18 protein-coding genes are annotated in these 22,884 nt (G+C 60.8%); 5 read left to right on the top strand and 13 right to left on the bottom strand.

Translation table 11 applies throughout. From position 1 onward, the window contains the following. Positions 1–97 precede the first annotated feature (97 nt). Positions 98–784: an IMPACT family protein gene (locus tag ACUXHH_RS04945; RefSeq protein ID WP_279755039.1), complete on the bottom strand. Its 687-nt coding sequence runs from the start codon at positions 782–784 to the stop codon at positions 98–100. A 59-nt stretch (positions 785–843) separates the two neighbouring features. Between ACUXHH_RS04945 and coaE the strand changes: the two genes are divergently transcribed. Continuing rightward, positions 844–1,479 (top strand): dephospho-CoA kinase, encoded by a 636-nt coding sequence (coaE, locus tag ACUXHH_RS04950; protein ID WP_458390942.1) that lies wholly within the window; start codon positions 844–846, stop codon positions 1,477–1,479. 199 nt (positions 1,480–1,678) lie between these two features. Here the strand turns inward: coaE and rpsA are convergent, their stop codons facing one another. Then, entirely contained in the window at positions 1,679–3,133 is a 1,455-nt protein-coding gene (rpsA, locus tag ACUXHH_RS04955) for a 30S ribosomal protein S1 (RefSeq protein ID WP_012903633.1), read from the bottom strand. A 548-nt stretch (positions 3,134–3,681) separates the two neighbouring features. Further along, positions 3,682–6,681 (bottom strand): DNA polymerase I, encoded by a 3,000-nt coding sequence (gene polA / locus ACUXHH_RS04960; protein ID WP_458390943.1) that lies wholly within the window; start codon positions 6,679–6,681, stop codon positions 3,682–3,684. A gap of 426 nt (positions 6,682–7,107) precedes the next feature. Between polA and ACUXHH_RS04965 the strand changes: the two genes are divergently transcribed. The 3 genes from ACUXHH_RS04965 to ACUXHH_RS04975 all read left to right on the top strand — a co-directional run bounded on the left by ACUXHH_RS04965 (position 7,108) and on the right by ACUXHH_RS04975 (position 9,393). Further along, on the top strand, positions 7,108–8,385 hold the full coding sequence (locus tag ACUXHH_RS04965) for a dicarboxylate/amino acid:cation symporter (RefSeq protein WP_279755042.1): 1,278 nt from the start codon (positions 7,108–7,110) through the stop codon (positions 8,383–8,385). A 134-nt stretch (positions 8,386–8,519) separates the two neighbouring features. Continuing rightward, positions 8,520–9,026 (top strand): PaaI family thioesterase, encoded by a 507-nt coding sequence (locus ACUXHH_RS04970; RefSeq protein ID WP_458390944.1) that lies wholly within the window; start codon positions 8,520–8,522, stop codon positions 9,024–9,026. Between the two features lie 118 nt (positions 9,027–9,144). After that, on the top strand, positions 9,145–9,393 hold the full coding sequence (locus tag ACUXHH_RS04975; RefSeq protein WP_279755044.1) for a hypothetical protein: 249 nt from the start codon (positions 9,145–9,147) through the stop codon (positions 9,391–9,393). Between the two features lie 267 nt (positions 9,394–9,660). Here the strand turns inward: ACUXHH_RS04975 and ACUXHH_RS04980 are convergent, their stop codons facing one another. From ACUXHH_RS04980 to ftsY, 3 genes are all read right to left on the bottom strand, one after another. After that, positions 9,661–10,272, bottom strand: a complete 612-nt coding sequence (locus ACUXHH_RS04980; RefSeq protein ID WP_458390945.1) for an ANTAR domain-containing response regulator — start codon at positions 10,270–10,272, stop codon at positions 9,661–9,663. 238 nt (positions 10,273–10,510) lie between these two features. Further along, positions 10,511–10,651 (bottom strand): hypothetical protein, encoded by a 141-nt coding sequence (locus ACUXHH_RS04985; RefSeq protein ID WP_279740685.1) that lies wholly within the window; start codon positions 10,649–10,651, stop codon positions 10,511–10,513. 417 nt (positions 10,652–11,068) lie between these two features. After that, complete coding sequence (gene ftsY / locus ACUXHH_RS04990) at positions 11,069–12,178, bottom strand: signal recognition particle-docking protein FtsY (RefSeq protein WP_458390946.1); 1,110 nt, start codon at positions 12,176–12,178, stop codon at positions 11,069–11,071. Positions 12,179–12,488: 310 nt separating this feature from the next. Here ftsY and ACUXHH_RS04995 point away from each other — a divergent pair, with 310 nt between their 5' ends. Beyond that, positions 12,489–13,793, top strand: coding sequence for an MFS transporter (locus ACUXHH_RS04995; protein ID WP_458391031.1), 1,305 nt, complete (start codon positions 12,489–12,491; stop codon positions 13,791–13,793). Positions 13,794–13,879: 86 nt separating this feature from the next. Here ACUXHH_RS04995 and ACUXHH_RS05000 read toward each other — a convergent pair whose 3' ends face one another. The 7 genes from ACUXHH_RS05000 to ribD form a co-directional block, all read right to left on the bottom strand. Continuing rightward, entirely contained in the window at positions 13,880–15,301 is a 1,422-nt protein-coding gene (locus ACUXHH_RS05000; RefSeq protein WP_458390947.1) for a hypothetical protein, read from the bottom strand. Between the two features lie 639 nt (positions 15,302–15,940). Further along, positions 15,941–16,756, bottom strand: a complete 816-nt coding sequence (gene trpC / locus ACUXHH_RS05005; RefSeq protein ID WP_458390948.1) for an indole-3-glycerol phosphate synthase TrpC — start codon at positions 16,754–16,756, stop codon at positions 15,941–15,943. Between the two features lie 14 nt (positions 16,757–16,770). After that, positions 16,771–18,381 (bottom strand): anthranilate synthase component I, encoded by a 1,611-nt coding sequence (locus ACUXHH_RS05010; RefSeq protein WP_279755048.1) that lies wholly within the window; start codon positions 18,379–18,381, stop codon positions 16,771–16,773. Positions 18,382–18,640: 259 nt separating this feature from the next. Beyond that, positions 18,641–19,117 carry a 6,7-dimethyl-8-ribityllumazine synthase gene (gene ribH / locus ACUXHH_RS05015; RefSeq protein WP_279790444.1) on the bottom strand — a complete coding sequence of 159 codons (477 nt, stop codon included), beginning with the start codon at positions 19,115–19,117 and terminating at the stop codon, positions 18,641–18,643. An 86-nt stretch (positions 19,118–19,203) separates the two neighbouring features. Continuing rightward, a complete protein-coding gene (locus tag ACUXHH_RS05020) occupies positions 19,204–20,007 on the bottom strand; it encodes a GTP cyclohydrolase II (RefSeq protein WP_279755049.1) in 804 nt (267 codons plus the stop codon). Between the two features lie 8 nt (positions 20,008–20,015). Continuing rightward, positions 20,016–21,308, bottom strand: a complete 1,293-nt coding sequence (gene ribB, locus ACUXHH_RS05025) for a 3,4-dihydroxy-2-butanone-4-phosphate synthase (RefSeq protein ID WP_279755050.1) — start codon at positions 21,306–21,308, stop codon at positions 20,016–20,018. A gap of 322 nt (positions 21,309–21,630) precedes the next feature. Further along, the gene (gene ribD / locus ACUXHH_RS05030) at positions 21,631–22,884 is read right to left on the bottom strand and encodes a bifunctional diaminohydroxyphosphoribosylaminopyrimidine deaminase/5-amino-6-(5-phosphoribosylamino)uracil reductase RibD (protein WP_458391032.1); all 1,254 of its coding nucleotides are present in this window, start codon (positions 22,882–22,884) and stop codon (positions 21,631–21,633) included.

A 22,884-nucleotide genomic window follows, 5' to 3' on the forward strand; every position in this document is an offset into this window, starting at 1 on the left:
GGTTGAGCTATCTTTTAGATTTTGAGAGCTTTCCGCAAACGCTTTAGCCCGGAAATCTAGGAGGAAATCTGGGAACGGAAATCTAGGGGCCAGTAACCTAGACCGGCAAATCCACCCACTGCGTATCGCCCCAGGTCACGCTAGCCGCGCCGGAACTCAAGCTCACCACCAGTTCCTCGGCACGCGCCAGCTCCTCCGGGCGGTCAAACACGCCCAGGGAAATCATGGCGCCCTCCGCGCTGTACTCGGTACCCAGCACATTCAGACCGGCGGCACGGATCTCGTTCTCCAGGCGGCCAGCATCCGCATGCGAACTGGGCACCTTACCCACGCGCAGACGCTCACGCGAATCGAATAATGCGCCATCCAGGGTCTGCACCACAGAATCAGTGTAGGCACGCACCAGACCACCGGCACCGAGCTTAATGCCACCGAAATAGCGCACGACCACCGCAACCACATCCGACAGGTCGGTAGTGCCATCCTCGCGGGTCTGACGCGCCAGTAGCGCCTGCATCATCGGCACACCGGCGGTACCGGCGGGCTCACCGTCATCGGAAGAACGCTGAATATCGCGGTCAGCACCAATAATAAACGCCGAACACACGTGGCGGGCGTCGTGGTAGGTCTTCCGCACTGACTCAATGTAGGCGCGCGCCTCCTCAACGGTGCTCACCCGCTTGATGTGACCAATAAATTCGCTACGCTTAATTTCGAGGAGGCTCTCATAGGGCTCATCGCCGCGCGGCACAAGGTATCGGTTGGCGCGAGTTTCTTCCTGCATGTGTCCTCCTCTGATCAGTACCTATCTATTGTGGCACAGCCCGTCAGGAGCACCGTCTCATGCCCCAGCCTTCTTTCCCCGCATCCGTTGCCCTGCGCCGTTACGCCCTCACCGGCGGTATCGGCAGCGGCAAAAGCACCATCGCTTCCCTTTTCGTTGAGCAGGGCGCATTCCTGGTAGATGCGGACGCCATCTCCCGCTCCCTCATGGAGCCCGGCGAGGCGGTGCTCGCCCGCACGGTCGCAGAGTTCGGTGAACATCTGCTCGATGGGGACGGCCGCCTCAACCGCCCCGCCCTGGCGCGTATCGTGTTCAATGATGAGCAGGCGCGCCTACGTCTGAACGCAATTGTGCATCCCGCTATTCGTGAGCGTGCCACGCAGCTGGTGGAGCAGGCGCAGTCCGAACCCGGTTTTAGTGGCGTGGTACTTGAGGACATTCCCCTGCTCGTGGAGACCGGCGACCCATCCGCCTTTGAGGGTGTGGTCGTGGTGCGCACTCCCCTAGCGACTCGCCTGCAACGCCTCGTATCTTCGCGCGGTATGAGTGAGGAGGATGCGCGCGCCCGCATCGCCGCACAGGCAACCGACGAGCAGCGTGAGGCGGTTGCAACCTGGATTATTGATAATGGCGGCTCGCTGGAGGAGACCGCCAAGCAGGTGCACGCCGTGTGGGCGCAAATGATTGCCGCCTAAAAGCCACCTAAAAATCTTCCCCGGCAACACCGGGCACACGCCCTCCGGCTCCCAACGCGCCCAGCTCCAAAACCCCAATAACGCAAAGAACCCCCTCACCTCCCAAACGGGAGATGAGGGGGTTCCTCTGCTCTAGGCACCCCACGCCGGGGTTACCTATCGGCTATTATGCCTGATGAGTGCTCACCTGAGCGGCAGATTAGTTGCCGGTCAGCTTCTTGCGGAGCTCAGCCAGTGCCTCATCCGATGCGAGGGTACCTGCGGAAGCGGGCTCCTCGGAGGAATAAGAGGTCGGTGCGGGCTCAGCTGCTGCGGGAGCTGCTGCTGCAGCCTCTGCGTCAGCCTCGAGAGCCTTAGCAACCTGAACCTTGTGAGCCTCAAAGCGAGCCTGTGCCTCTGCGTACTGTGCTTCCCAAGCCTCGCGCTGTGCGTCGAAGCCTTCCAGCCACTCGTTAGCCTCGGGGTCGAAGCCCTCGGGGTACTTGTAGTTGCCAGCCTCGTCGTACTCTGCAGCCATGCCGTACAGAGCGGGGTCAAACTCGGTAGCGTTGGGGTCAACGCCCTCGTTTGCCTGCTTGAGGGACAGGGAGATGCGGCGGCGGTCCATGTCAATGTCGATGATCTTAACGAAGACCTCTTCACCAACGGAGACGACCTGCTCAGCCAAGTCAACATGGCGGGTTGCCAGCTCGGAGATGTGGACGAGGCCCTCGATGCCGTCCTCAACGCGCACGAATGCACCGAAGGGAACGAGCTTGGTGACCTTGCCGGGAACAATCTGACCCAGAGCGTGGGTGCGAGCAAATGCCTGCCACGGATCTTCCTGGGTTGCTTTGAGGGACAGGGACACGCGCTCGCGGTCCAGGTCCACCTCGAGAACCTCGACGGTAACGGGCTGGCCAACCTCGACAACCTCGGACGGGTGGTCGATGTGCTTCCAGGACAGCTCGGAAACGTGAACCAGACCGTCCACGCCACCCAGGTCCACGAATGCACCGAAGTTGACGATGGAGGAGACAACGCCCTCGCGGACCTGACCCTTCTCCAGCTCGTTGAGGAAGGAGGAGCGAACAGCGGACTGAGTCTCTTCCAGGTATGCACGGCGGGACAGAACAACGTTGTTGCGGTTCTTGTCCAGCTCGATGATCTTAGCTTCGATCTGCTGACCGATGTAAGGTGCGAGGTCGCGAACGCGGCGCATCTCAACGAGGGATGCGGGCAGGAAGCCACGCAGACCGATGTCGAGGATAAGGCCACCCTTGACAACCTCGATAACGGTACCGGTAACGACGCCGTCGTTTTCCTTGACCTTCTCGATGTCGCCCCATGCACGCTCGTACTGTGCGCGCTTCTTGGAGAGGATCAGGCGACCTTCCTTGTCCTCCTTGGTGAGGACGAGTGCCTCAACCTCGGAGCCGAGCTCGACAACCTCAGAGGGGTCGATGTCGTGCTTGATGGACAGCTCGCGGGAGGGGATGACACCTTCGGTCTTGTAACCGATGTCGAGCAGAACCTCATCGTGGTCGATCTTAACGACCTGGCCGGAGACGAGATCGCCGTCGTTGAAGACCTTAATGGTCTGCTCGACAGCCTCGAGGAATGCCTGCTCGTCGCCGATGTCGTTGATTGCGACCTGAGGGATGTTGGTGCTCATGTAGTGAGGGCTCCAATTGGATTTCTAATAGGTCGACGCTGCCGGTTCGCCGTTCAACACCCCCGGGTGGGGGGCGCTAACCGGCTCACTGTTTCACCCCGGCGCGCACGGCATAGGACCGCTAGCACCTTTGAATGGGGTGAGGAAACGTCGAGCTGACGGATACTTACATTGTGTACCACCCACCGGAAGCAAATGCTCTAAGTAGGGTGTACGAGTAGTCTGCGCCCATTTTCTCAAGGAGAAAAAGAGCATAGAAAACCCGTACGTTGGTACACGCGATTAATAGTGTACGGGAATCCCAGGCGTGTCGTCAATGGTTACGCGCCCGGGATTCCCGTACTTATTTGCGGTTTTAGAGTTGCAGTTTGCGGAGGGGGTGCGGAGGGGACAACGTTCGTCCTCGTTCCTCTCAACCTGGGAAGGGCGGTGCCCCTGTAGGAACGAGGACGAATACCGCTTTCCGTGCGGAGCAAAGCTGAGCACCGCCTTTCCAAGTGGCCCCCAGGATGAGCACTATTTTCCAAGCGGGAACTGAGGAGCTGAGCCTAGTGGCCCGCCTCCTGCCAGGACTTGCCCCAGCCGACCTGCACATCCAGAGGAACACGCAGGGATGCGGCACCGCTCATCTCCTCGACTAGCACGCGTTCGGCAGCTTCACGCTCACCGGTAGCGACCTCAAGGATAATTTCGTCGTGCACCTGCAGCAGCATCCGGGTCTTGAGGCCCTCTTCGGGCAGGCGGCGGTGAATATTGATCATGGCGATCTTGATGATGTCCGCGGCGGTGCCCTGAATCGGTGCGTTGAGGGCGGCGCGTTCGGCGGCTTCACGGCGTACACGGTTAGGTGAGTCCAGGTCGGGCAGCACGCGGCGGCGGCCGAAAATGGTTTCGGTGTAGCCGTCCTGGTGTGCTTGTTTGAGTACGCCACGCAGGAAGCGTCCAACGCGTCCGAAGCGTTTGAAGTAGTTGGTACGCAGTTCACCTGCCTCATCGGAGCTGATGTTCAGCTGCTTGGCGAGGCCGAAGCGGGACAGGCCGTATGCCAGGCCGTAGGACATTGCCTTGACCTTGGAGCGCTGCTCGGGGGTGACTTCTTCGGGGGCTACGCCGAAGACTTCGGAGCCAACGTAACGGTGCAGGTCCTCCCCCGCTTCGTAGGCTGCAATAAGCTTCTCATCGGCGGCGAGGTGCACCATGATGCGCATTTCGATCTGCGAGTAGTCGGCGGTGAGCAGACCCTCGTACTCCACGCCGTCAACGGGTGCAGGCGCGACGATGAAGGCGCCACGGATGCGGCGGCCTTCCTCAGTGCGGATCGGGATGTTCTGCAGGTTCGGCGCGGTTGAGGAGAGTCGACCGGTGGAGGCGGCACCCTGCTGGAAGGTGGTGTGCACGCGTCCGTCGTCGGCGGCTGCTTTCTGCAGGCCTTCGACGGTCTGGACGAGTTTGATGTTGTCGCGGTAGGCATCGAGCGCACCGAGGAATGCGGCACCGTCGGACTCCGGGGAGATTTTGGAGAGCAGTTCGGTGACGGATTCGGCGTCAGTGGAGTAGCCAGACTTGATTTTGCGGGTATGCGGCAGGGCGAGCTTGTTGAAGAGCACGGTCTGCAGCTGTTTGACGGAGGCGAGGTTGAGGGGTTCTTCGCCGTCGTCAGTTTCGACGGTGTCGCCGATGATGGCGCGTGCGGCGTCCTGTGACTGGGCAGCACGTGCCGAGAAGGTGTCGTGCAGTTCGGTCAGGAGTGCGTCAGAGACGGCGATGCCTGCCTGTTCCATGTCTGCGAGGACGTAGAGCAACGGCAGTTCGATTTCTTCGTAGACTTTCAGCTGGCCGTGCTCTTCCATTTCGAAGTGCAGCAGGCGCGCGAGTTCGTGGATGATGCGGCTGATTTGCGTGAAGTAGCGCAGGTTTTCGACGGGTTCGGCTTCGCCAGGCAGGCTGAAGAGGGAGGGTGCTGCCTCTTCTTCGGGCTGGAAGACGAGCTGCGCGTAGGGGTCCTTGGGGATCCAGAGGTAGCGTTCGGCGAGGTCTTCCATGCGTTCGGAGAAGAGCTTACGGGTTGCGGTGGGGATGAAGCCGCACATATAGGAGGACAGTGCGGGGTCTTCGACGGCGCCGGCGAGTTCGTAGCCGTAGGCGCGCAGGAGTTTGCGCTGGTTTTTGAGGTCCATGACGATTTTGCGGGCTGCTTCGTCGGAGAGCCAGGCGGCGAGGGCGGCGTCGAGTTCCGGGTCGATGGTGCGGGTGTCGATCCAGAGGCTGATGCTCTTGCTGGTGAGGAGCATGCCGAGCAGTTCGGGGTTTTCTTCGGCGGCGCGGATCTTGGTTTTGGTGACCTTGACGGCGGGTGCATCGCCGATGGCGGGGCGCGCTACGGGCAGGCTGGTGACCGGGTAGAGGGTCACGGCACCTTCGAGGCGTTCGGGTACGGCAATGGGCGCGCCCTGTTCGTCACTACCGTAGTTTTCTTCGGCTGCGGCGGCGCAGAAGGCGCGGAATGCCGCTGCGTCTGCGTTTTTGGTGGGTGCGCTGGTAGCAATGGGTGCGTAGACGGGGCCTGTGGGTGCCTTCTTGGTTGCACCCTCCTCCCCTGCTTCTGCGGCTGAACTTGTGGAGCCTGCGGCGCGCACGATGGGGCCGAGGGTGTCGGCTGCACGCTTGCGGATGGTGCGGAACTCTACTTCGTCGAAGAAGGTGTTGAGTGCATCCAGGTCGGGGGTGAATGCGGCGTCTTCGAGAGTGACGTTCAGGTCAAGGTCCTTGACAAGCTGGTTGAGACGGCGGTTGCGCACCACGTTGTCGATGTTTTCGCGTAGCGCCTCTCCCTTTTTGCCGCCAATTTTGTCGCTGTTTTCAATGATGGCATCGAGGGAACCGTATTCGCTGAGCCACTTGGCGGCGAAGCCGGGGCCCACGCCGGGCACGCCGGGCAGGTTGTCCGCCTGTTCGCCGGTGAGGGCGGCAAGGTCGGGGTACATGTGCGGGGGCACCTTGGTTTTCTTTTCGACGGCGGCGGGGTCCATGCGCTGAATACCTTTGGAGGGGCCGGTGGTGACCGGGTAGAGCAGGGTGACGTCGTCGGTGACAAGCTGGAAGATGTCGCGGTCGCCGGAGAGGATGAGGACCTGGTAGCCGGCTTCGGTGCCGCGGCAGGTGAGGGTTGCGACGATGTCGTCGGCTTCGTAGTTTTCGTAGGTGAGCGCGGGGATATTGAGCGCGCCAAGCATCTTTTTGATGAGGTCGATCTGGCCGTTGAAGGCTTCAGGGATGGCGTTGCGACCGCCCTTGTATTCGCCGTATTCGGCGGTGCGGAAGGTGCCGCCGGGCAGGTCGAAGGCTACGGCGATGTGGCTGGGCTGGTTGTCTTTGATGATGCTCAGCAGGGTGGAGAGGAAGGCGTGGACGGCTTCGGTGTGTTGGCCGTCGCTGCGCACGAAGATGTGCTGTCCGGTCTTTTCGGCCATGGTGTAGATACCGAAGAAGGAGCGTAGGGCGAGGGAGTGTCCGTCAATGAGCAGGAGGGTTTTGTTCTCTGTAGTCACCCCTCTAGTGTATCGAGTCTGAGTTTTCTCGGTGGCTAACTTCGTGACAGAGGGTTTCGTGATGGCTGGTTTTGTGATGGCGTCTGGTCAGTGTTGTGGGGGGGTGCCCGCGCCGTATTGGGTGCCGGTGCTGTGCCATATAGCGGAATAATGGGGTGTGTGGAAAGAGTTTTACCTCATATATAGGTACCGGTGGGGTGTGTTTGGTGAGTTTTCTTCCCAAAGATTGTGCCCCAAGCCACTGTGTAAGGTGGATAATAATACAGTTTCCGGATAATATATAACCTTATTATCGCCTCCAGCGTAGGAAACCCCCACACCCCGTGTATTCATAGGCAGAACTCTACCCAGAATTCACCGACAGGATTCACCGGACTGTGAGGGCGCCTCCCGCACTTAACACAACGAACCCTCATTGAGGAAACTATGAAGGTACTCAAAAAACTCCCCCTCCTCGCGTGGATTATTATCGCCATCGCATCGGGCGTGCTGATTGGCATGCTGACCCCCGGAATGATTAGCGGCATCAATGACGCCACCGGCGCAGCCATCCCCACTGACCTCATTGTGCAGATCTTCGTCTCCTTCTCCACCGTATTCAGCGCTTTCCTGAGCTTCGCGATTCCGCTGATTATTATCGGCTTCATCGTGCCCGGCATTGGTTCCCTCGCTCAGGGCGCCGGTAAGATGCTCGGTATCACCGTGGGTCTGGCGTACATCTCCAGCATTCTTGCTGGCTTCCTGGCACTGGCCTGCGCACTGCTGCTCTACCCCATCATTCTGCAGGGTCAGCAGCTGGCATCATTCGACAACCCGGAGAACGCACTGTCCAAGGGTTACATCTCCATCGAGCTAACCCCGATTATGGGGGTACTCAGCGCGCTGATTCTCTCCTTCATCCTGGGTCTGGGCATTACCGCGCTGAAGACCCGTGCGATGCTGAACCTCTTCGAGGACTTCCAGGTCATCGTTGAAAAGATGCTCGGCTACGTAATTATCCCCCTGCTGCCGGTGCACATTGTGGGCGTGTTCGCGAACATGACCCTCGCCGGTCAGGTAGCGAAGATTCTCTCGGTCTTCGGCCTCGTCTTTGTCATGGTGATTATCCTGCACTGGGTCACCCTGGCCCTGCAGTATTCGGTGGCTGGTGCAATTTCCCGCCGTAACCCCATCCAGATGCTCAAGACCATGCTCCCGGCATACTTCACCGCAATCGGTACCCAGTCTTCGGCTGCAACTATCCCGGTGACCGTGCGTTCAGCTAAGAAGGCTGGCATCTCTCCCCGCGTAGTGGACTTCGCTATCCCGCTGTGCGCAACCATCCACCTTTCCGGATCTATGATTACCATTACCTCCTGCTCGGTGGCAGTGCTGTTCATGACCGGTCAGCACCCTGATTTTGGTAGCCTGATCCCCATGATTCTGGTGCTTGGCGTGATGATGGTGGCCGCTCCCGGCGTTCCCGGCGGTGGCGTGATGACCGCAATCGGTCTGCTGCAGTCCATGCTTGGCTTTGACACCTCCATGATTGCTCTGATGATTGCCCTATACCTGGCTCAGGACTCCTTCGGTACCGCAACCAACGTGACCGGTGACGCAACCATCGCAGCCCTGACCGAGCGTATCTCCAAGGCAAGCGGCGTGAACCCCGATAAGGAAATCCGCGACGAAGACATCGAAAAGGCAGAAGCTATTTCCGCCTAATTCTCATCCGCTCACATAGCGTTTTTCAGCCCCGCCTCCCCGTTTAGGAGGCGGGGCTGAATCATACCCGGACGCTGACCAAGAAACCGACCGTTGCACCAAAGGCACCCTAACCGGGGAGTACACTGGAAGGCATGACTGAAAACAACACACAGCACGCACCCGTCCGCGCGGCAGCACCCACCACCCTCACCGCAGAAGAAATCAAGGCGCAGCTAATCGAAAGTGGCATCCCCGAACACTTGCACTCCTACTTCCCCCACGGCCTGGGCGAGCTCATCCCCGCCATGGGCATTAAGTTCCAGGAACTCACCGCAGAACGCACCGTCGCAACCATGCCCGTCGCCGGCAACACCCAGCCCATCGGTCTGCTGCACGGCGGCGCCAACGTGGTCCTTGCCGAAACCCTCGGTTCACTCTCAGCGGGCGTGCACGGTGGTGAAGACCTCGTAGCAGTCGGTGTAGACATCAACGCAACCCACGTGCGCCCGGCAGTCTCCGGCATGGTCACCGCCACCTGCACCGCCGTCAAGCTCGGACGCACCCTGTGCATCCACTCCATCGACATTGTGGATGAGCGCGGCCGCACCACCTGCACGGCACGTATCACCAACATGCTGATCCCCCGCCCCACTGCATAATCTCCCGCAGTATAATCTTCCGCAGCATGAAGTCCTACAGCCTCAGCAAGTAGCCTAAAATCGTAGAAGCACGGGGTACACAGCACCCCCACCAGAAGGTACGACCAGAAGGAGCACCATGGCCCGCGAGCGCACCCCCTATTTCAAGCGTTACCCGAAGATTGTGCGCGCCAAGCGCATTGTCCTGCCCATCGCGATCGGTGTGATGCTGGTGTGCCTGGTGACCGCAATTAATAACCCCGGTAGCTTCTGGTGGCTGGGCGTGATGCTCGGTACCGGCGGCATGCTCTGGGCTGGATCCCCCACGGACCGCCCGATTAGCGGCCACAACAATAACGAAGACGATTTGAGCCGCTACATGCGCTAAGCCTGTCCGACGCTGCGCCTCTTGTGGTACTGAGTTGCCTGCAGCACTGACATAGAAACGCTCCGACTGCTCTGGCAGGGTGTGAGCTTCAGAAGATAAAACGTTAACGCCCCGTCCTTAAGCTTCATTGTGAGGGATGGGGCGTTAGCGTGTCAGAAAAGGTGCAGGTCAGATGCTGACCAACCGAAGGCGCATACGGGCGATTCCTAGTCTTCGCCGTAGCGTACGTTCATACCTATACCGATGTGTACTGTGTATGTCTCGTATTTAGGAGAGCTGCTTGATGATGGTGTCAGAAACTTCACGCATGGACAGGCGGCGGTCCATGGAGGTCTTCTGAATCCAACGGAATGCTTCCGGCTCGGTCAGGTTCATCTTAGTGATGAGCAGCGACTTTGCACGGTCAACCAGCTTACGGGTCTCGAACTGGTCGCGGATGGTGCCAACTTCCATCTCGAGGGCGCGAATTTGCTCGTAGCGGCTGATTGCCACCTCGATTGCGGGAACCAGGTCATTCGGGGAGAACGGCTTGACAACGTACGCCATAGCGCCTGCCTCAACGGCACGGTCAACGAGTTCCTTCTGGCTGAATGCGGTCAGCAGAACGACGGGAGCAATCTGTTCCTTCGCGATTTCTTCAGCTGCGGTGATGCCGTCCATAATCGGCATCTTCACATCCATGAGGACCAGGTCCGGGCGGTGCTTCTGCGCTAGCTCGACAGCGGTCTTGCCGTTGTCAGTCTCAGCGACTACATCGAAACCCTGGTCCTTCAGAATTTCGACGATGTCGAGGCGAATCAATGCCTCATCTTCTGCCACGACGACAGTGCGGGCCGGGCCCTGCTCCTCCGCCTGATTTTGAGTGGTCAGCTCTGACATAACTCTTCTCCTTTATCAAATTTCAATCATTTAAAGTCTACAGGACGGATTAAACGTTCAGCCACTTTCTCCCCCTATCCCCAGCGTGTTATATGCGTCCCATGTGCATGTTGAAAAAGTTTTCTGACGTCATTTTGGAACCCGTTCAACAGACTTTGCATCATAATGCACATTTGTTCTGTATTGCTCATACCTGTGAAAACAAAACCGCACAACATAGACACGTCACGCAGCGAAATTAACAGCCACAACCCAGGTCGTAGGCGTTATCGCCAGGCCAATTTGCGGGGTCGGGAAGGTAGGTTCCATCCAGGTACCGCAGCGCGGGTTCCAGGGGCGCGGGAGCATCCGCCGAGAGGTCGGGGCGGCGCTGCTTCAACCCAGCTGTTCACGGTAGCTTCGTCAGCAATGCCGGTAGCCTCAGCCAGCTGGGTGTGGGAAAGGCTGTACGGTGTAACGAGCTGGGCAAGGCCGTCGCACGCGCCGTTGGAGCATAGGTAGGCGCCAGTAGTTGGGGTCGGGAAGAGTTCCAAGGAGGTTGGTGGCTGCCATGGTAACTCCTTCGCTGAACTTCGGGGTGAATTGGGTTGTATGGTGTGCGATGATCGGGGCCGTCTGAGGGGTGTTTCATCTTCTAGTTTCAGAATATCCCTCAGAATACCCCAGAGTCTCGCCTCGTATACTGCCCGCCATCATTACACGCCCGTTAACCGCGAAAAGCCACACGTGTTTTGAGAAGCCACGTCTTTGGTGGCTTCTCAAAACACATGTGGCTTCTCGGCGGAATATGAGGATGTTAGTCCAGCAGCGCGCCCACGAATGCTTCCGGGTCGAACGGCGCCAGGTCGTCCGGGCCTTCACCCAGGCCGATGAGCTTGACGGGAACGCCGAGCTCCTCCTGGATAGCGACCACGATGCCGCCCTTTGCGGTGCCGTCGAGCTTGGTCAGCACGATACCGGTGACGTCCACGATATCGCCGAAGACCTTCGCCTGAACCATACCGTTCTGGCCGGTGGTCGCGTCAATAACGAGCAGAACCTCGGTGACCGGCGCTTCCTTCTCGATAACGCGCTTGATCTTGCCGAGCTGATCCATTAGACCGGACTTGTTCTGCAGGCGGCCCGCGGTGTCCACGAGCACGGTGTCAATTCCCTGCTCCTTGCCAGCCTTCACGGCATCAAACGCGACGGATGCGGGGTCGGCGCCTTCCTTCTCGGAACGCACGGTCTTCACGCCCACGCGGTCACCCCAGGTGGTCAGCTGCTCAGACGCGGCTGCACGGAACGTATCCGCAGCACCCAGAATCAGGGACTGACCATCAGCAACCATCACGCGCGCAATCTTGCCGACGGTCGTGGTCTTACCCACGCCGTTCACGCCAACGACCAGCACCACGCCGGGGTTGCCGTCACTGCCGGCGGTCTTCAGTTCGCGGTCCATGTCGGGGCGAACAATCTTCACAAGCTCTTCGCGGAGCATCTTCTTCACGGCGGCGGGGTTGCTCGTACCCTCAACGCGCACACGCTGCTGCAGCGCCTCCACTAGGCGGGTGGTCGGCTCAGAACCGAGGTCGGCGAGCAGCAGGGTTTCTTCAACCTCGTCCCAGACATCCTGGTCGATGCGGTCGCGGGAGAGCAGAGCCAGCAGGCCCTGGCCGAGCATGTTGTTGGAGCGTGCCAGACGGGCACGCAGGCGCACCAGGCGCCCCGCGGACGGGTCGGGCATATCAAGTTCAATAGCGCGAGGTGCCAGGCTTTTAGGTTCTTCCGCCGAACCGCCAGAGGCTTCTGCCGCTTCCTGACGCAAAGACTGCAGATTCGCGGTCTTCTTGGGTCGGCGCAGAATGGCGAAAACTACGCCGGCGATAACCAGTACACCCAGCACGATTGCGCAGATTATTATCATCTTTTCATTCACACTACTAGCTTACCGGTTTGGGCGGTTTGACTGGTCGAGGCGACGCGCATGCCCGGCTGTCGGCGAGTAGACTGGACACTGTTAAGTTTTTTAGCCGAATACATGATGGGCAGTTGCGGGTGGGGCCCGCGGCTGCCGTAAGGCACCGCACTATTTCGAGGACGAGCATGAGGAACCCTGCCAAAACACCGCCTGTTTTTGACCCGCGCACGATTGACCCGAACCGCGTGCCAACCGGTTTGAAGGTTCTGATTGCTGCGTCGTTCATGATTGCGGTGGGTTTGGTTTGGTGGCGCCGGTGCTGCCAAATTATGCGCAGAATTTTAATGCCACGGTCGCTATGGCGACGATGGTGGTTTCTGCGTTGGCTATTACGCGCCTGATTTTTGCGCCGTCGGCGGGTCAGATGATTACCCGTTGGGGTGAACGTCCGGTGTACACGATTGGCATGCTGATTGTGTCGGTGACGTCGTTTATGATTGCGTTCGCCTGGGATTATTGGGTGCTGCTGGGTTCGCGTGCGGTGGCGGGTATCGGCTCGGTTATGTTCACGGTCTCTGCGATGGGTCTGCTGGTGCGCCTGTCCCCGGCGCATATGCGTGGCCGTATTTCGGGCTATTATGCGACGGCGTTCCTGCTGGGTAACCTGCTGGGCCCGGTTATTGCGAGCGCGCTGGCACCCTTTGGTATGCGTGCGCCGTTCATTGTGTATGGTTTTTCGCTGTTGGCGGCGGGCCTGATTGTGTGGTTCTTGATGCCTTCGCAGGCGGCTCTGGAGGCGGAGCGCGACGCCATTATGGAGGCGGCGGCGCTGGCTGAGGGTAAGGGCGCCGGGTCGTTGCCGTCAGCGGCACCTTCCCCTACTTCTGAGTCGGCTGATGAGTTGCTGACGGATTCACCTGCTGGTGCATCCGGTAAGAGCGCTAAGCCTGAGTCTTCTTCGGGTGAGAGCGATCTGCCGGCGATGACGGTTCGTGACGCGTTGAAGTTCTCAAATTACCGTTCTGCGCTGGTTTCAAATTGGGCGATTGGCTGGTCGGTGTTTGGTGTGCAGTCGTCGATTATTCCGTTGGCGGCGGCGTACTTGGCGACTGGCGGCGATATGTCGAATTCAGTGGCGGGTACTCTATTGGCTTCTTTGGCGATGGCGACGAACTCGTTGGGTAATGCGTTGACGCAGACGTTCTCGGGTCGTTTTTCCGATCGTTTTGGTCGCCGTGTGATGGCGTTTTCGGGTCTGCTGTTGGCGGGTTCTGCGGTGACGTTTATGGGGTTCGCGCCGGTGGCGTGGGTGTTTGTGTCGTTGACGGGGTGCTTGGGTATTGGTGCGGCATTTATGGGCCCGTCGATTCAGGCTGCGGTGTCTGATGTGATTGGTACTCGCCGCAGTGGTGGTCAGGTGTTGGCAGTGTATCAGATGTTTAGTGATTTCGGTATGATTTTGGGCCCGCTGGTGGCTGGGTTGATTGCGGATGCGTGGGGCTTTGTTCCGGCATTCATCATCAGTGGTTTGCTGCTTGTGGCGGCAGCCTTCACGTGGGCGCCGTTCCGTAAGGCGCGCTGGCCGAAGGATATCGCGGACGCGGACTATACGGGCCGCTAAGAGCTCTCTAATAGGTGAAAAGCCGGTGCCCGGTTCCTGTTGCGTGACAAGAACCGAGCACCGGCTTTATGCAGCTATTTTTGATTTTAGGGCAGCAGCCAGACGGGGCCAATCACGTCCGGGCCGCCCCAGAGCAGACGCATCCACAGGGCGGAGCCGAGCAGACCCACCAGTACCAGCAGGAGGCGGTACATGCGGCTCTTCGGCAGGTACGCGGCGATTAGTAGCGACAGGGGGAACAGCGGCAGCAGAATACGTACGGTGGATGACGTCGGGAGCCAGAAGATGAACAGGTATCCGGCGTAGCAGGCGGTCCACAGCCGCAGGGCGGGGTGTAGCAGGGTGCGGGTGAATTTCTGCGACATCCACCAGTAGAAGCTCAGGATGAGGAGCACCAGGGCGGCCCACATGATGATGGCGGGTACGGAGCCCACGTAGTAGAGGTTGAATTGGTGGACCCACTGGGCGAAGTACTGGTGGCCGTCTTCGACCTTGCGGAAGCTCCAGCCGAGTTCTGTGGCGAGGTAGGCGTCCATGCGTCCGGTGCGCAGAGCCGCGTGCAGGGGGTGTACGAAGGCGAAACTGCAGACCAGTAGGGCACCGAGGAGCTGGACGAAGCGTCCGCGGAACGCGGCCCACGCATCCGACAGGACAGACTGCGAGGAGTCATCGGAGCGGCGGGCAAGATAGTCAGAAACGGTGCACCAGAACCACCATAGGCCTATGAACGCGCCGAGTGGTACACCCAGCGGGCGGGACAGTGCCGTCAGAAGTGCCACAGGAAGGAGCAGAATGTAGCGGCCACACACCACACACCACACACTCAGGGCAAGGAGCAGAGTGGAAAGAGCCTCGGCGTAACCGGTGACGAAGATGGGGCTTGCCGGGCTGAACGCGTACACGGCGAGCGCCCACAGGGCGATGCGGTTTCGGCTTTCGTCGCCAACGAGTGGGCGGGTGTCGAAGGTGCCGCGGTCACGCCAGTTCAGGGAGCCGATGAAGAGGCGGTAGAGCACAACGGCCAAGGCGAGGCCGGCGGCGAGGCTGACTCCGACTGCGGCAAGGTGGTACTCGATACCGAAAATGTCAGCGACTTTGCCGCTGATCATTGAGTGGAGGGGCATGAAGGCCCAGGAGTTGAAGGATACGGACCCGTCGGCGCGCAGGGGTAGTTCGGTGGGGTACCACTCTTTGTAGATGTCCCGGTACCAGCCGGCGTCCCAGATGTTGAGGTAGGAGAGGAAACCGTTGTGGTTTTTGTTTTCGTGGCTGAGGGGGTTTCGCTGGTCTTCTGCGAGCGAGTATGCGAAGGTGCCGAGGTGGGTTGCGCAGGCTAGCGCCCAGATGATGAGGGCGGGGACCCAGGTGCGCCAGGCAGCCAGCTTCTGGGGGTTGGCGGCGGGTTCGGTGTTACTCATCTTGGTTTTTGTGGAGGGGCGCTGCGCTTCGAGGGCAGGCACGGGGCCGGTGGAGGAGCTGGATGAGAGGTCGCGTTCGATGAAGGACACAGGTTTTCCTGGGGATTGAGCCATAAGTATTCTCGCGAGTGTAGTGTGGACGCATGATGGACATTGCGGCGCCGTATCAGTTGAATCGTGTCTATTAGATACGGCGGGTGCTGCCCAGTCCAAAGCGGATGGTGCAGTTTGGTGAACTATCCTTGGGTAGACTATCAACGAACTGACTGCGCCTCAATATGAACGTGCTATTCCTGCTAATTATGACGAAAGAGATGCGTGAAGCCGGTGCTTGCTGCGAAGCAGGCACCGGCTTTTCACGTACCAGGCTTATGTTCAAGAAATAGATAAAGAATCCGACAGGATAAATAACCCCAGAATCGGGTGAGTTGACGGCATCACCCAACCCCAGACCAAGCCATCTATATATCCCCAGCCCAAGGCAAGCTAACCCGAGAAGGAAACCACGCACCAAGCATATATTTCAACCAGTCCGAGGCAAGCCGCCAATCGGAGAAGGTAACCATGTACCAACCCCTATCTCACCCAACCCGAGGGATAGGCGGCCTAGAGGGCGTACCTGACACGCGAAGCGGGGGCTCCGTCCTCGAAGCGCCCCCAGGCGCTGAAGAGGGGGCACTCCTCCGCGAGCGTTGTCCGGTATGCCATCTCAAACAACTAACCCACAGGCTAGCGGGTCACAGGCACCTTGGAGAATTCACGCACGGTACCTTCCGGGTCGCCGGAGCGTACCAGCGCTTCACCGATGAGTACGGCATCAGCGCCAGCGCCGGCGTAGGCGCGCACGTCCTCGATGCTGGCGACACCGGATTCGGCGACCTTGATGACGGAGTTGGGCAGGTGCGCTGCGAGGGATGCGTAGTGCTCGTTGTTGACTTCGAGGGTCTTGAGGTTACGCACGTTGATGCCCACAATCTTGGCGCCGATGCGCTGGGCGACTTCGATTTCTTCGGGGGTGTGGGTTTCGACGAGGGCATTCATGCCGAGCGATTCGGTGAGTTCGAGGAACTCGCACAGGGTCTGCTCGTCGAGGGCTGCGACAATGAGCAGCACCAGGTCGGCGCCGTGTGCGCGTGCCTCCCAGATCTGGTATTCGTCGACGGTGAAGTCCTTGCGCAGCACGGGGATGTTCACGGCGGCGCGGACTGCGTCAAGGTCGGCGAGGGAGCCGTTGAATCGGCGCTGTTCGGTGAGCACGGAAATTGCTGCGGCGCCCCCTGCTTCGTAGCGTGCGGCGAGCGCGGCGGGGTCCGGGATTTCGCCGAGTGCACCCTTGGAGGGTGAGGAGCGCTTCACCTCAGAAATAATGCGTGCGGTGGTGCCGTTGCCGCCGCCGGGTACTTCGCCGCGTAGGGAGTCGAGTGCATCGCGGGCGGGTGCGGCTGCGAGGGCGCGCTTCTTTATTTCCTCAAGGGGAACCTGCTGTACACGGGCGGCGAGGTCTTCGCGGACGCCGACAATGATCTCGTCGAGAACGGTGCTCATGGTGTCTCCTTGGGTTACTTGGTGGCGTTGACGGCTGCGTCTGCGTCCAGCGGTGCCAGGCCGGAGGCGGTCAGCACGGCGCGCAGCGGGGCGGCGGACTTGTTGACGGTTTCGAGGGTTTCGGAGTCCGGGTTGGAGTCCATGACGAGGCCTGCACCTGCCTGTACGTAGGCGGTGCCTTCCTTGAGTACGGCGGTGCGGATGGCGATTGCCATGTCCATGTTGCCGGCGAAGTCAAAGTAGCCGCACACGCCGCCGTAGACGCCGCGGCGGGTGGGTTCATATTCGTCGATGAGCTGCATGGCGCGCGGCTTGGGCGCGCCGGAAAGGGTGCCCGCCGGGAAGGCGACACGTAGCACATCATAGGCACTGAACTGCGGGTCGAGTTCGGCGCTAACGGCGGATGAAATGTGCATGATGTGGCTGAAACGCTCAATGATCATGAACTGGTCGACGGACACAGTGCCGGGCTTGGCGATGCGCGAGAGGTCGTTGCGTGCCAGGTCGACGAGCATAAGGTGTTCAGAGCGTTCCTTCTGGTCGGCGAGCAGTTCCTCGGCGAGCGCGAGGTCCTCTTCGCGGGTTGCGCCGCGCGGGCGGGAACCGGCGATGGGGTGGGTGCTGGCGATGCCGTCCTTGAGGGTGACGAGCGCCTCCGGGGAGGATCCGACAATATGGAAGGGGGTGCCGTTGCTGTCTTCGAAGTTGAAGAGGTACATGTACGGCGAGGGGTTGGACTGGCGCAGTACACGGTACACGTCGAGGGCCTTGGCGTTGGTTTCGGCTTCGAATCGGCGTGAGAGCACGATTTGGAAGACGTCGCCGTCGATGATGTTTTTCTTGGAGCGGTCGATGGCATCTTTAAAGCCCTGTTCGCTCCAGGTGAGGGTGACGTCTTCGCGGACCTTACGGTCTACGTCTGCCACGCCGGAGAGAATGGAGGTGGTGGCTGCGGCGCCGCGCTGTAGGCGGCGGAGCATGCTGTGCAGGCGCGCGACGGCATCTTCGTAGGCGCCGTCGACGTTTTCGCTGGTGCCGTTGAAGTTGATGGCGTTGGCGACGAGTAGGACGGTGCCGTCCTTATTGTCGTGGATTGCCATGTCGGAGACCATGTTGAGTGCAAATTCGGGTAGGTTCACGTCATCAGCAGGCGGGAAGGGTAGGTGCTCCCAGTGGCGGACGACGTCCCAGCCGAGGTAGCCGACCAATCCGGAGGTGAGCGGCGGCAGGGTCGGGTCGGGTTCGGTGTAGAGCATCTGCAGGGTCTTGGCGATGGCTTCTACGGGGTCGCCGTCGACGGGTGCGCCAGCGGGGGTGCGTCCCTGCCAGTGGACTGCGCCGTCGACGGTGGTCAGAGTGGAGCGGGAGGACGCGCCGATGAAGGAGTAGCGGTCCCAGGCTGCGGATTCGCCTTCTGCAGAGATTTTGGCGGATTCGAGCAGGAAGGTACCGTGGGCTGCTTCGACCGGTTCGCCCTGGTCGTTTTGGAGTACGAGGGCTCGGTAGATGCCGATGGGGGTGAGTGAGTCGGCGAGGATTTTGATGTGTACGGGAATGACGCGGGTGCTGGCTGCGCGGGCGCGGAATTCTTCGAGGCTGGGGGTGATAGTGCCCAAATCCTGCATTGCTGTACTCCTTGGTGTTGGGGTGGGAGCGCGTCGGTGCGCTGTGTCCCTTAGCTGCCGCGCGGGGGTTTACCGTATGTGCCGGCGTGTATCTTTCTGGTGCATACATGCCAGATTCATAGACGCCCGATTATGCCTGATAAAGCCCGGTAAGCCCGGTGCGCGGGTTGTTTCAGTTTAACCGGTGCTGCAACCCAGTTTCACGGTGAAGAGTCAATAGGTCTCTTCGTGAAACTGAGCCGCGTATCGTTCAGTGGTGTTAGTTGCTGAACTGCTTGAGGGTTGCTGCGGTCTGCAGTGCCGCTGCGGTTGCCTCGTAGCCCTTATCTTCGTTAGAACCTTCCAGGCCTGCACGGTCGAGTGCCTGCTGCTCGTTGTCGCAGGTGAGCACGCCGAAGCCGATGGGGCGGCCGGTCAGCACGGACACGTCGGTCAGGCCGTTGGTTGCGCCCTGGCAGACGTAGTCGAAGTGGGGGGTGCCGCCGCGGATCACCACGCCGAGCGCGACGATTGCGTCAAACTTCTCAGCGAGGCGGGTTGCTGCGACGGGCAGTTCGAAGGTACCGGGAACGCGCACGAGGGTCGGCTCGAGGCCTGCGTCGCGTGCTGCACGCTGCGCACCGTCGATGAGGCCGTCCATGACCTGGGTGTGCCAGCTTGCCGCTACGATTGCGAGCTTGAAGCCCTTGTAGTCTTCGGGGTTGAGGGTGATATCTGCTGCGCCTACGCCGCTCATTGTGTTCTCCTTGTGGGTTGTGGGTTTTTGAAAAGTTTAGTGTGCAGGGGTTACACGGGCTATCTGCAGGGTTTCTACTCTGTGCGCTATGCGCTTTTGAGCATGTGGCGCATGCGCTCACGCTTGGTCTGCAGGTAGTGTGCGTTCTCGACTCGAGCGGGAATTTCGTCCGGGATGAGTTCGGTAACCTGCAGGCCGAGGCTTTCGAGCGCCTCCCGCTTGGCGGGGTTGTTGGTCACGAGCCTCAGCTCGTTCACACCGAGTTCCTGCAGGATCAGTGCCGCCTGCGAGTAGTCGCGCATGTCGCCGTCCAGGCCGAGCACCAGGTTCGCGTCGAGGGTGTCGAGTCCGGCATCCTGCAGCGCGTAGGCACGGAGCTTGTTGACCAGGCCGATGCCGCGTCCTTCGTGGTTGCGCACGTAGATCAGGTACCCGCCGGTGCGGTTGAGGATGCGCAGGCCGTTCTCCAGCTGGGGGCCGCAATCGCATCGGAAGGAACCGAAAATGTCACCGGTGGCGCATTCAGAATGGACACGTACTGCGGGCGCTCCCCCATCCTCAGCAGGTACGGGGTCACCATCAGGGTCGAGGGCACGGGCACTGAGGTGCTCGGCACCATCTGCAAATCGCCAGGCGCGCAAACCGAACAGACCCTGGGGGGTGGGTACGGCGACCTCTTCGGTGCTTTCGACCAGCAGCGGGCTGGGGCTGGGCACCATGTCGAGGGGGCTGACTCGATAGCCTTCAGCGAGCTGGGAGGCGATGCTCAGGAATTTGGCGCTGAGCTCTTCAGCCTGCGCCTCAACCGGCTCGACCAGGATGACCGGATCTGCCAAGGTACCCGCTACGGAGGTGCCCGGCGTTGCCTGGGTGTTAGGGTTTTCGCTCATGCGTTCTCCTACGCTTTAGCTACGTACTTGATGAGGTCTTCGATAGAGATCATGGGTAGGTTGTGCTCGGTGGCGAAGGCGCGCAGGGCGTCGAAACGCATCATGGAACCGTCGTCGTGCACGACCTCGGCGATAACACCCACACCGGACAGGCCCGCCACGCGGGAGAGTTCCACTGCGGCTTCAGTGTGGCCGGGACGCTCCGCCACGCCGCCGTCAACGGCGCGCAGCGGGAAGATGTGGCCCGGGCGGGTGATGTCAGCCGGGGTGGAGGAAGTATCCGCGAGGATCTGCACGGTGCGTGCGCGATCTGCCGCGGAGATGCCGGTGCTCACGCCGGATGCCGCATCGCAAGAGACGGTGTATGCGGTGCCCTTGGGGTCCTCGTTGTTGGCAACCATGGGCGGCAGGTTCATCTCGTCGGCACGCTTATTGCTCAGGGGCGCGCAGACCACGCCGGAGGTGTAGCGGATCATGAAGCCCATCAGCTCGGGGGTTGCGTGCTCGGCAGCGAAGATGATGTCGCCTTCGTTTTCGCGGTCTTCATCGTCGACGACGACTACGGCGCGACCTGCGGCGATAGCGTCCACTGCGGTCTGCACGCTGTCAAGGACGGTTGCGGCGTCGGCGCGGCGCGGCGCAACCTGCTCACCGGAGTGTGCAGGGCCGGTCTGCGGTACGCCAGCGAACGCGGTCAGACGTTGCACGTACTTAGCGAGCGCATCGGTCTCAAGGTTCACGCTGTCGCCGACCTTGAGAGCGCCGAGGTTGGTTGCCTTCAGAGTTTCGGGAATCAGGCCAACCTCGAACCACGCGGGGGTTTCGCCGGGCTCAGATACTGCGGTAACGGTCAGAGACACTCCAGAAACAGCGATGGATCCCTTCTCAGCGAGCAGGGGTGCCAGGTCGGCGGGCAAGTTGAAGCGCAGGGTACTCCATGCCTCGTGCGCAGTAACGGATGCGAGGGTGCCCACCGCATCCACGTGACCCTGCACGACGTGACCGTCGAAGCGGCCACCGGCGGGCAGGCAGCGCTCCAGGTTGACGGTGTCACCCGGGTTCAGGTTGCCGAGGTTGGTGCGGCGCAGCGTCTCGCCCATGGCGTAGGCGCGGAACTGGCCGGGCTGTAGCTGGTCGAGGTCGATAGCGGTGAGGCATACACCGTTGACGGCGAGGGATCCGCCGTGTTCGAGGTCGGCGACGACATCTCCGGCGTTGAGGGTCAGGTAGGCTGCGTCGCTACCTTCGATGGGAGTGATGGATTCTACGGTGCCGAGGGCGCCAATGATTCCGGTAAACATGTGTGCTTTCCTTTTCTCGCCGTGTCCGCCGGGGCGTCGTCGTTGAGGGCGACGGGCGGCGATGGTTTGTTCGTCGGTATAACTATACGTATTTTTCGAATATTCCCCGTGACGGGGAGGTTTTGTGCCAGCATGCGAACCAGCCGGTATGAATCAGCTGGCATGAACTAGCCAGCGCCAACTATTCGGGCGCAGGCGGAGGTTCTCCTTGAGGTACTACTCCCCCGCCCGCGCTCAACCCAGGCGGATGCTAGTCCAGCCGCGACTAGTCCAGCCTCGGTTCGGGCGCGTGGCAGGCATCCAGCTTCGCCGGGGTGCGCCGCTACCCGGAGTCCTGCGCAGTTCCGCGAGGTGCCGGCACCAGGTGCGTTGCGGTGTCATTGCCGAGCACGCGCACCGCCGGGAACATGCCCAGGTCATCCAGCTTCATGCGCAGTGCCTGCGCCAGGGTGTCCACGAACAGACGGTACACGGCGCTCTTACCTTGCCCCATGATCATGGGAGCGCGGTACCAGACCATCTCGTCGATGAGGTCTTCACCGGCGAAGAGGCCGACCATGCCGGGGCCGCCCTCAATCATGAGGTGCCGTACCCCGCGGGCGTACAGCTCGTCGAGCAGTTCGCGAGGATCGTGGGTGAAGACCTGCAGGAAGTTCTGCGGGTCCGCCTCCACGCCTTCGGGCGGGTTGAGACCGCGCACACGGTAGTTCTCGGCAATCTCGGTCTTGCCCATAACCACGCGCAGCGGCTGCTTCTTGAAGCGTTCCCCGTTGGCGTCGCGCGCATCCAGGGTCGGGTCGTCCATGAGAGTTGTTCGGGTGCCGATCATGACGGCGTCGGAGCGGTGACGAATCAGATGCCCATCAATGCGCGCTGCGGGGCCGGTAATCCACTTGCTCGTGCCGTCAGCTGCCGCAATAAACCCATCCAGGGTGGAGGCGCTCTTTGCGGTGATGAAAGGGCGGCGTTCGGCGGCGGCAATAAACCAGCGCTCATTCAGCAGGTAGGATGCGTTCGCGAATTCCTCCATGGCGTGCACGGTGACGCCCTGCGAGCGCAGGTAGGCGGCGCCTCCCGCTGCATTTTCGGTGTCGTCGCTGTAGGCGTAGTAGAGTTCGCTGATACCCGCCTCGGCGACGACGTGGGAGCAGGGGCCGGTGCGTCCGGTATGGTTGCAGGGCTCAAGACTCACGTACATACGGGCGCTGGTAAGGTCAGTTCCCGCAGCACGGGCGGCGGCGAGAGCGTCGGCTTCGGCGTGCGGGGTGCCTGCACCTCGGTGGTAGCCCACGTGCAGCACGTGCCCGTGCGCGTCGGTGATAACGGCGCCGACAAGCGGGTTCGCGCCGCGAATACCTTGGCGGGCGGCTTCAAGCGCCAGGGTCATAGCGTCTGCGTGGCTGAGCGTCTGCTCGGGGCCGGGCAGCTGGAGAGTGCGTGCGGCGGCCAGCCCGGCGAGGTGCCCGTACTCCGCGGCGGAGTAGTCCAAATCGTTGTGCGGCAAAGATACACTCGGGGCAACAGTTGCGGGCTGGTGTGCGCTCGCCAGCACCTGCAGCGAGGGGTTCTGCGGCAT

Source organism: Rothia sp. 110740021-2, assembly GCF_054263775.1.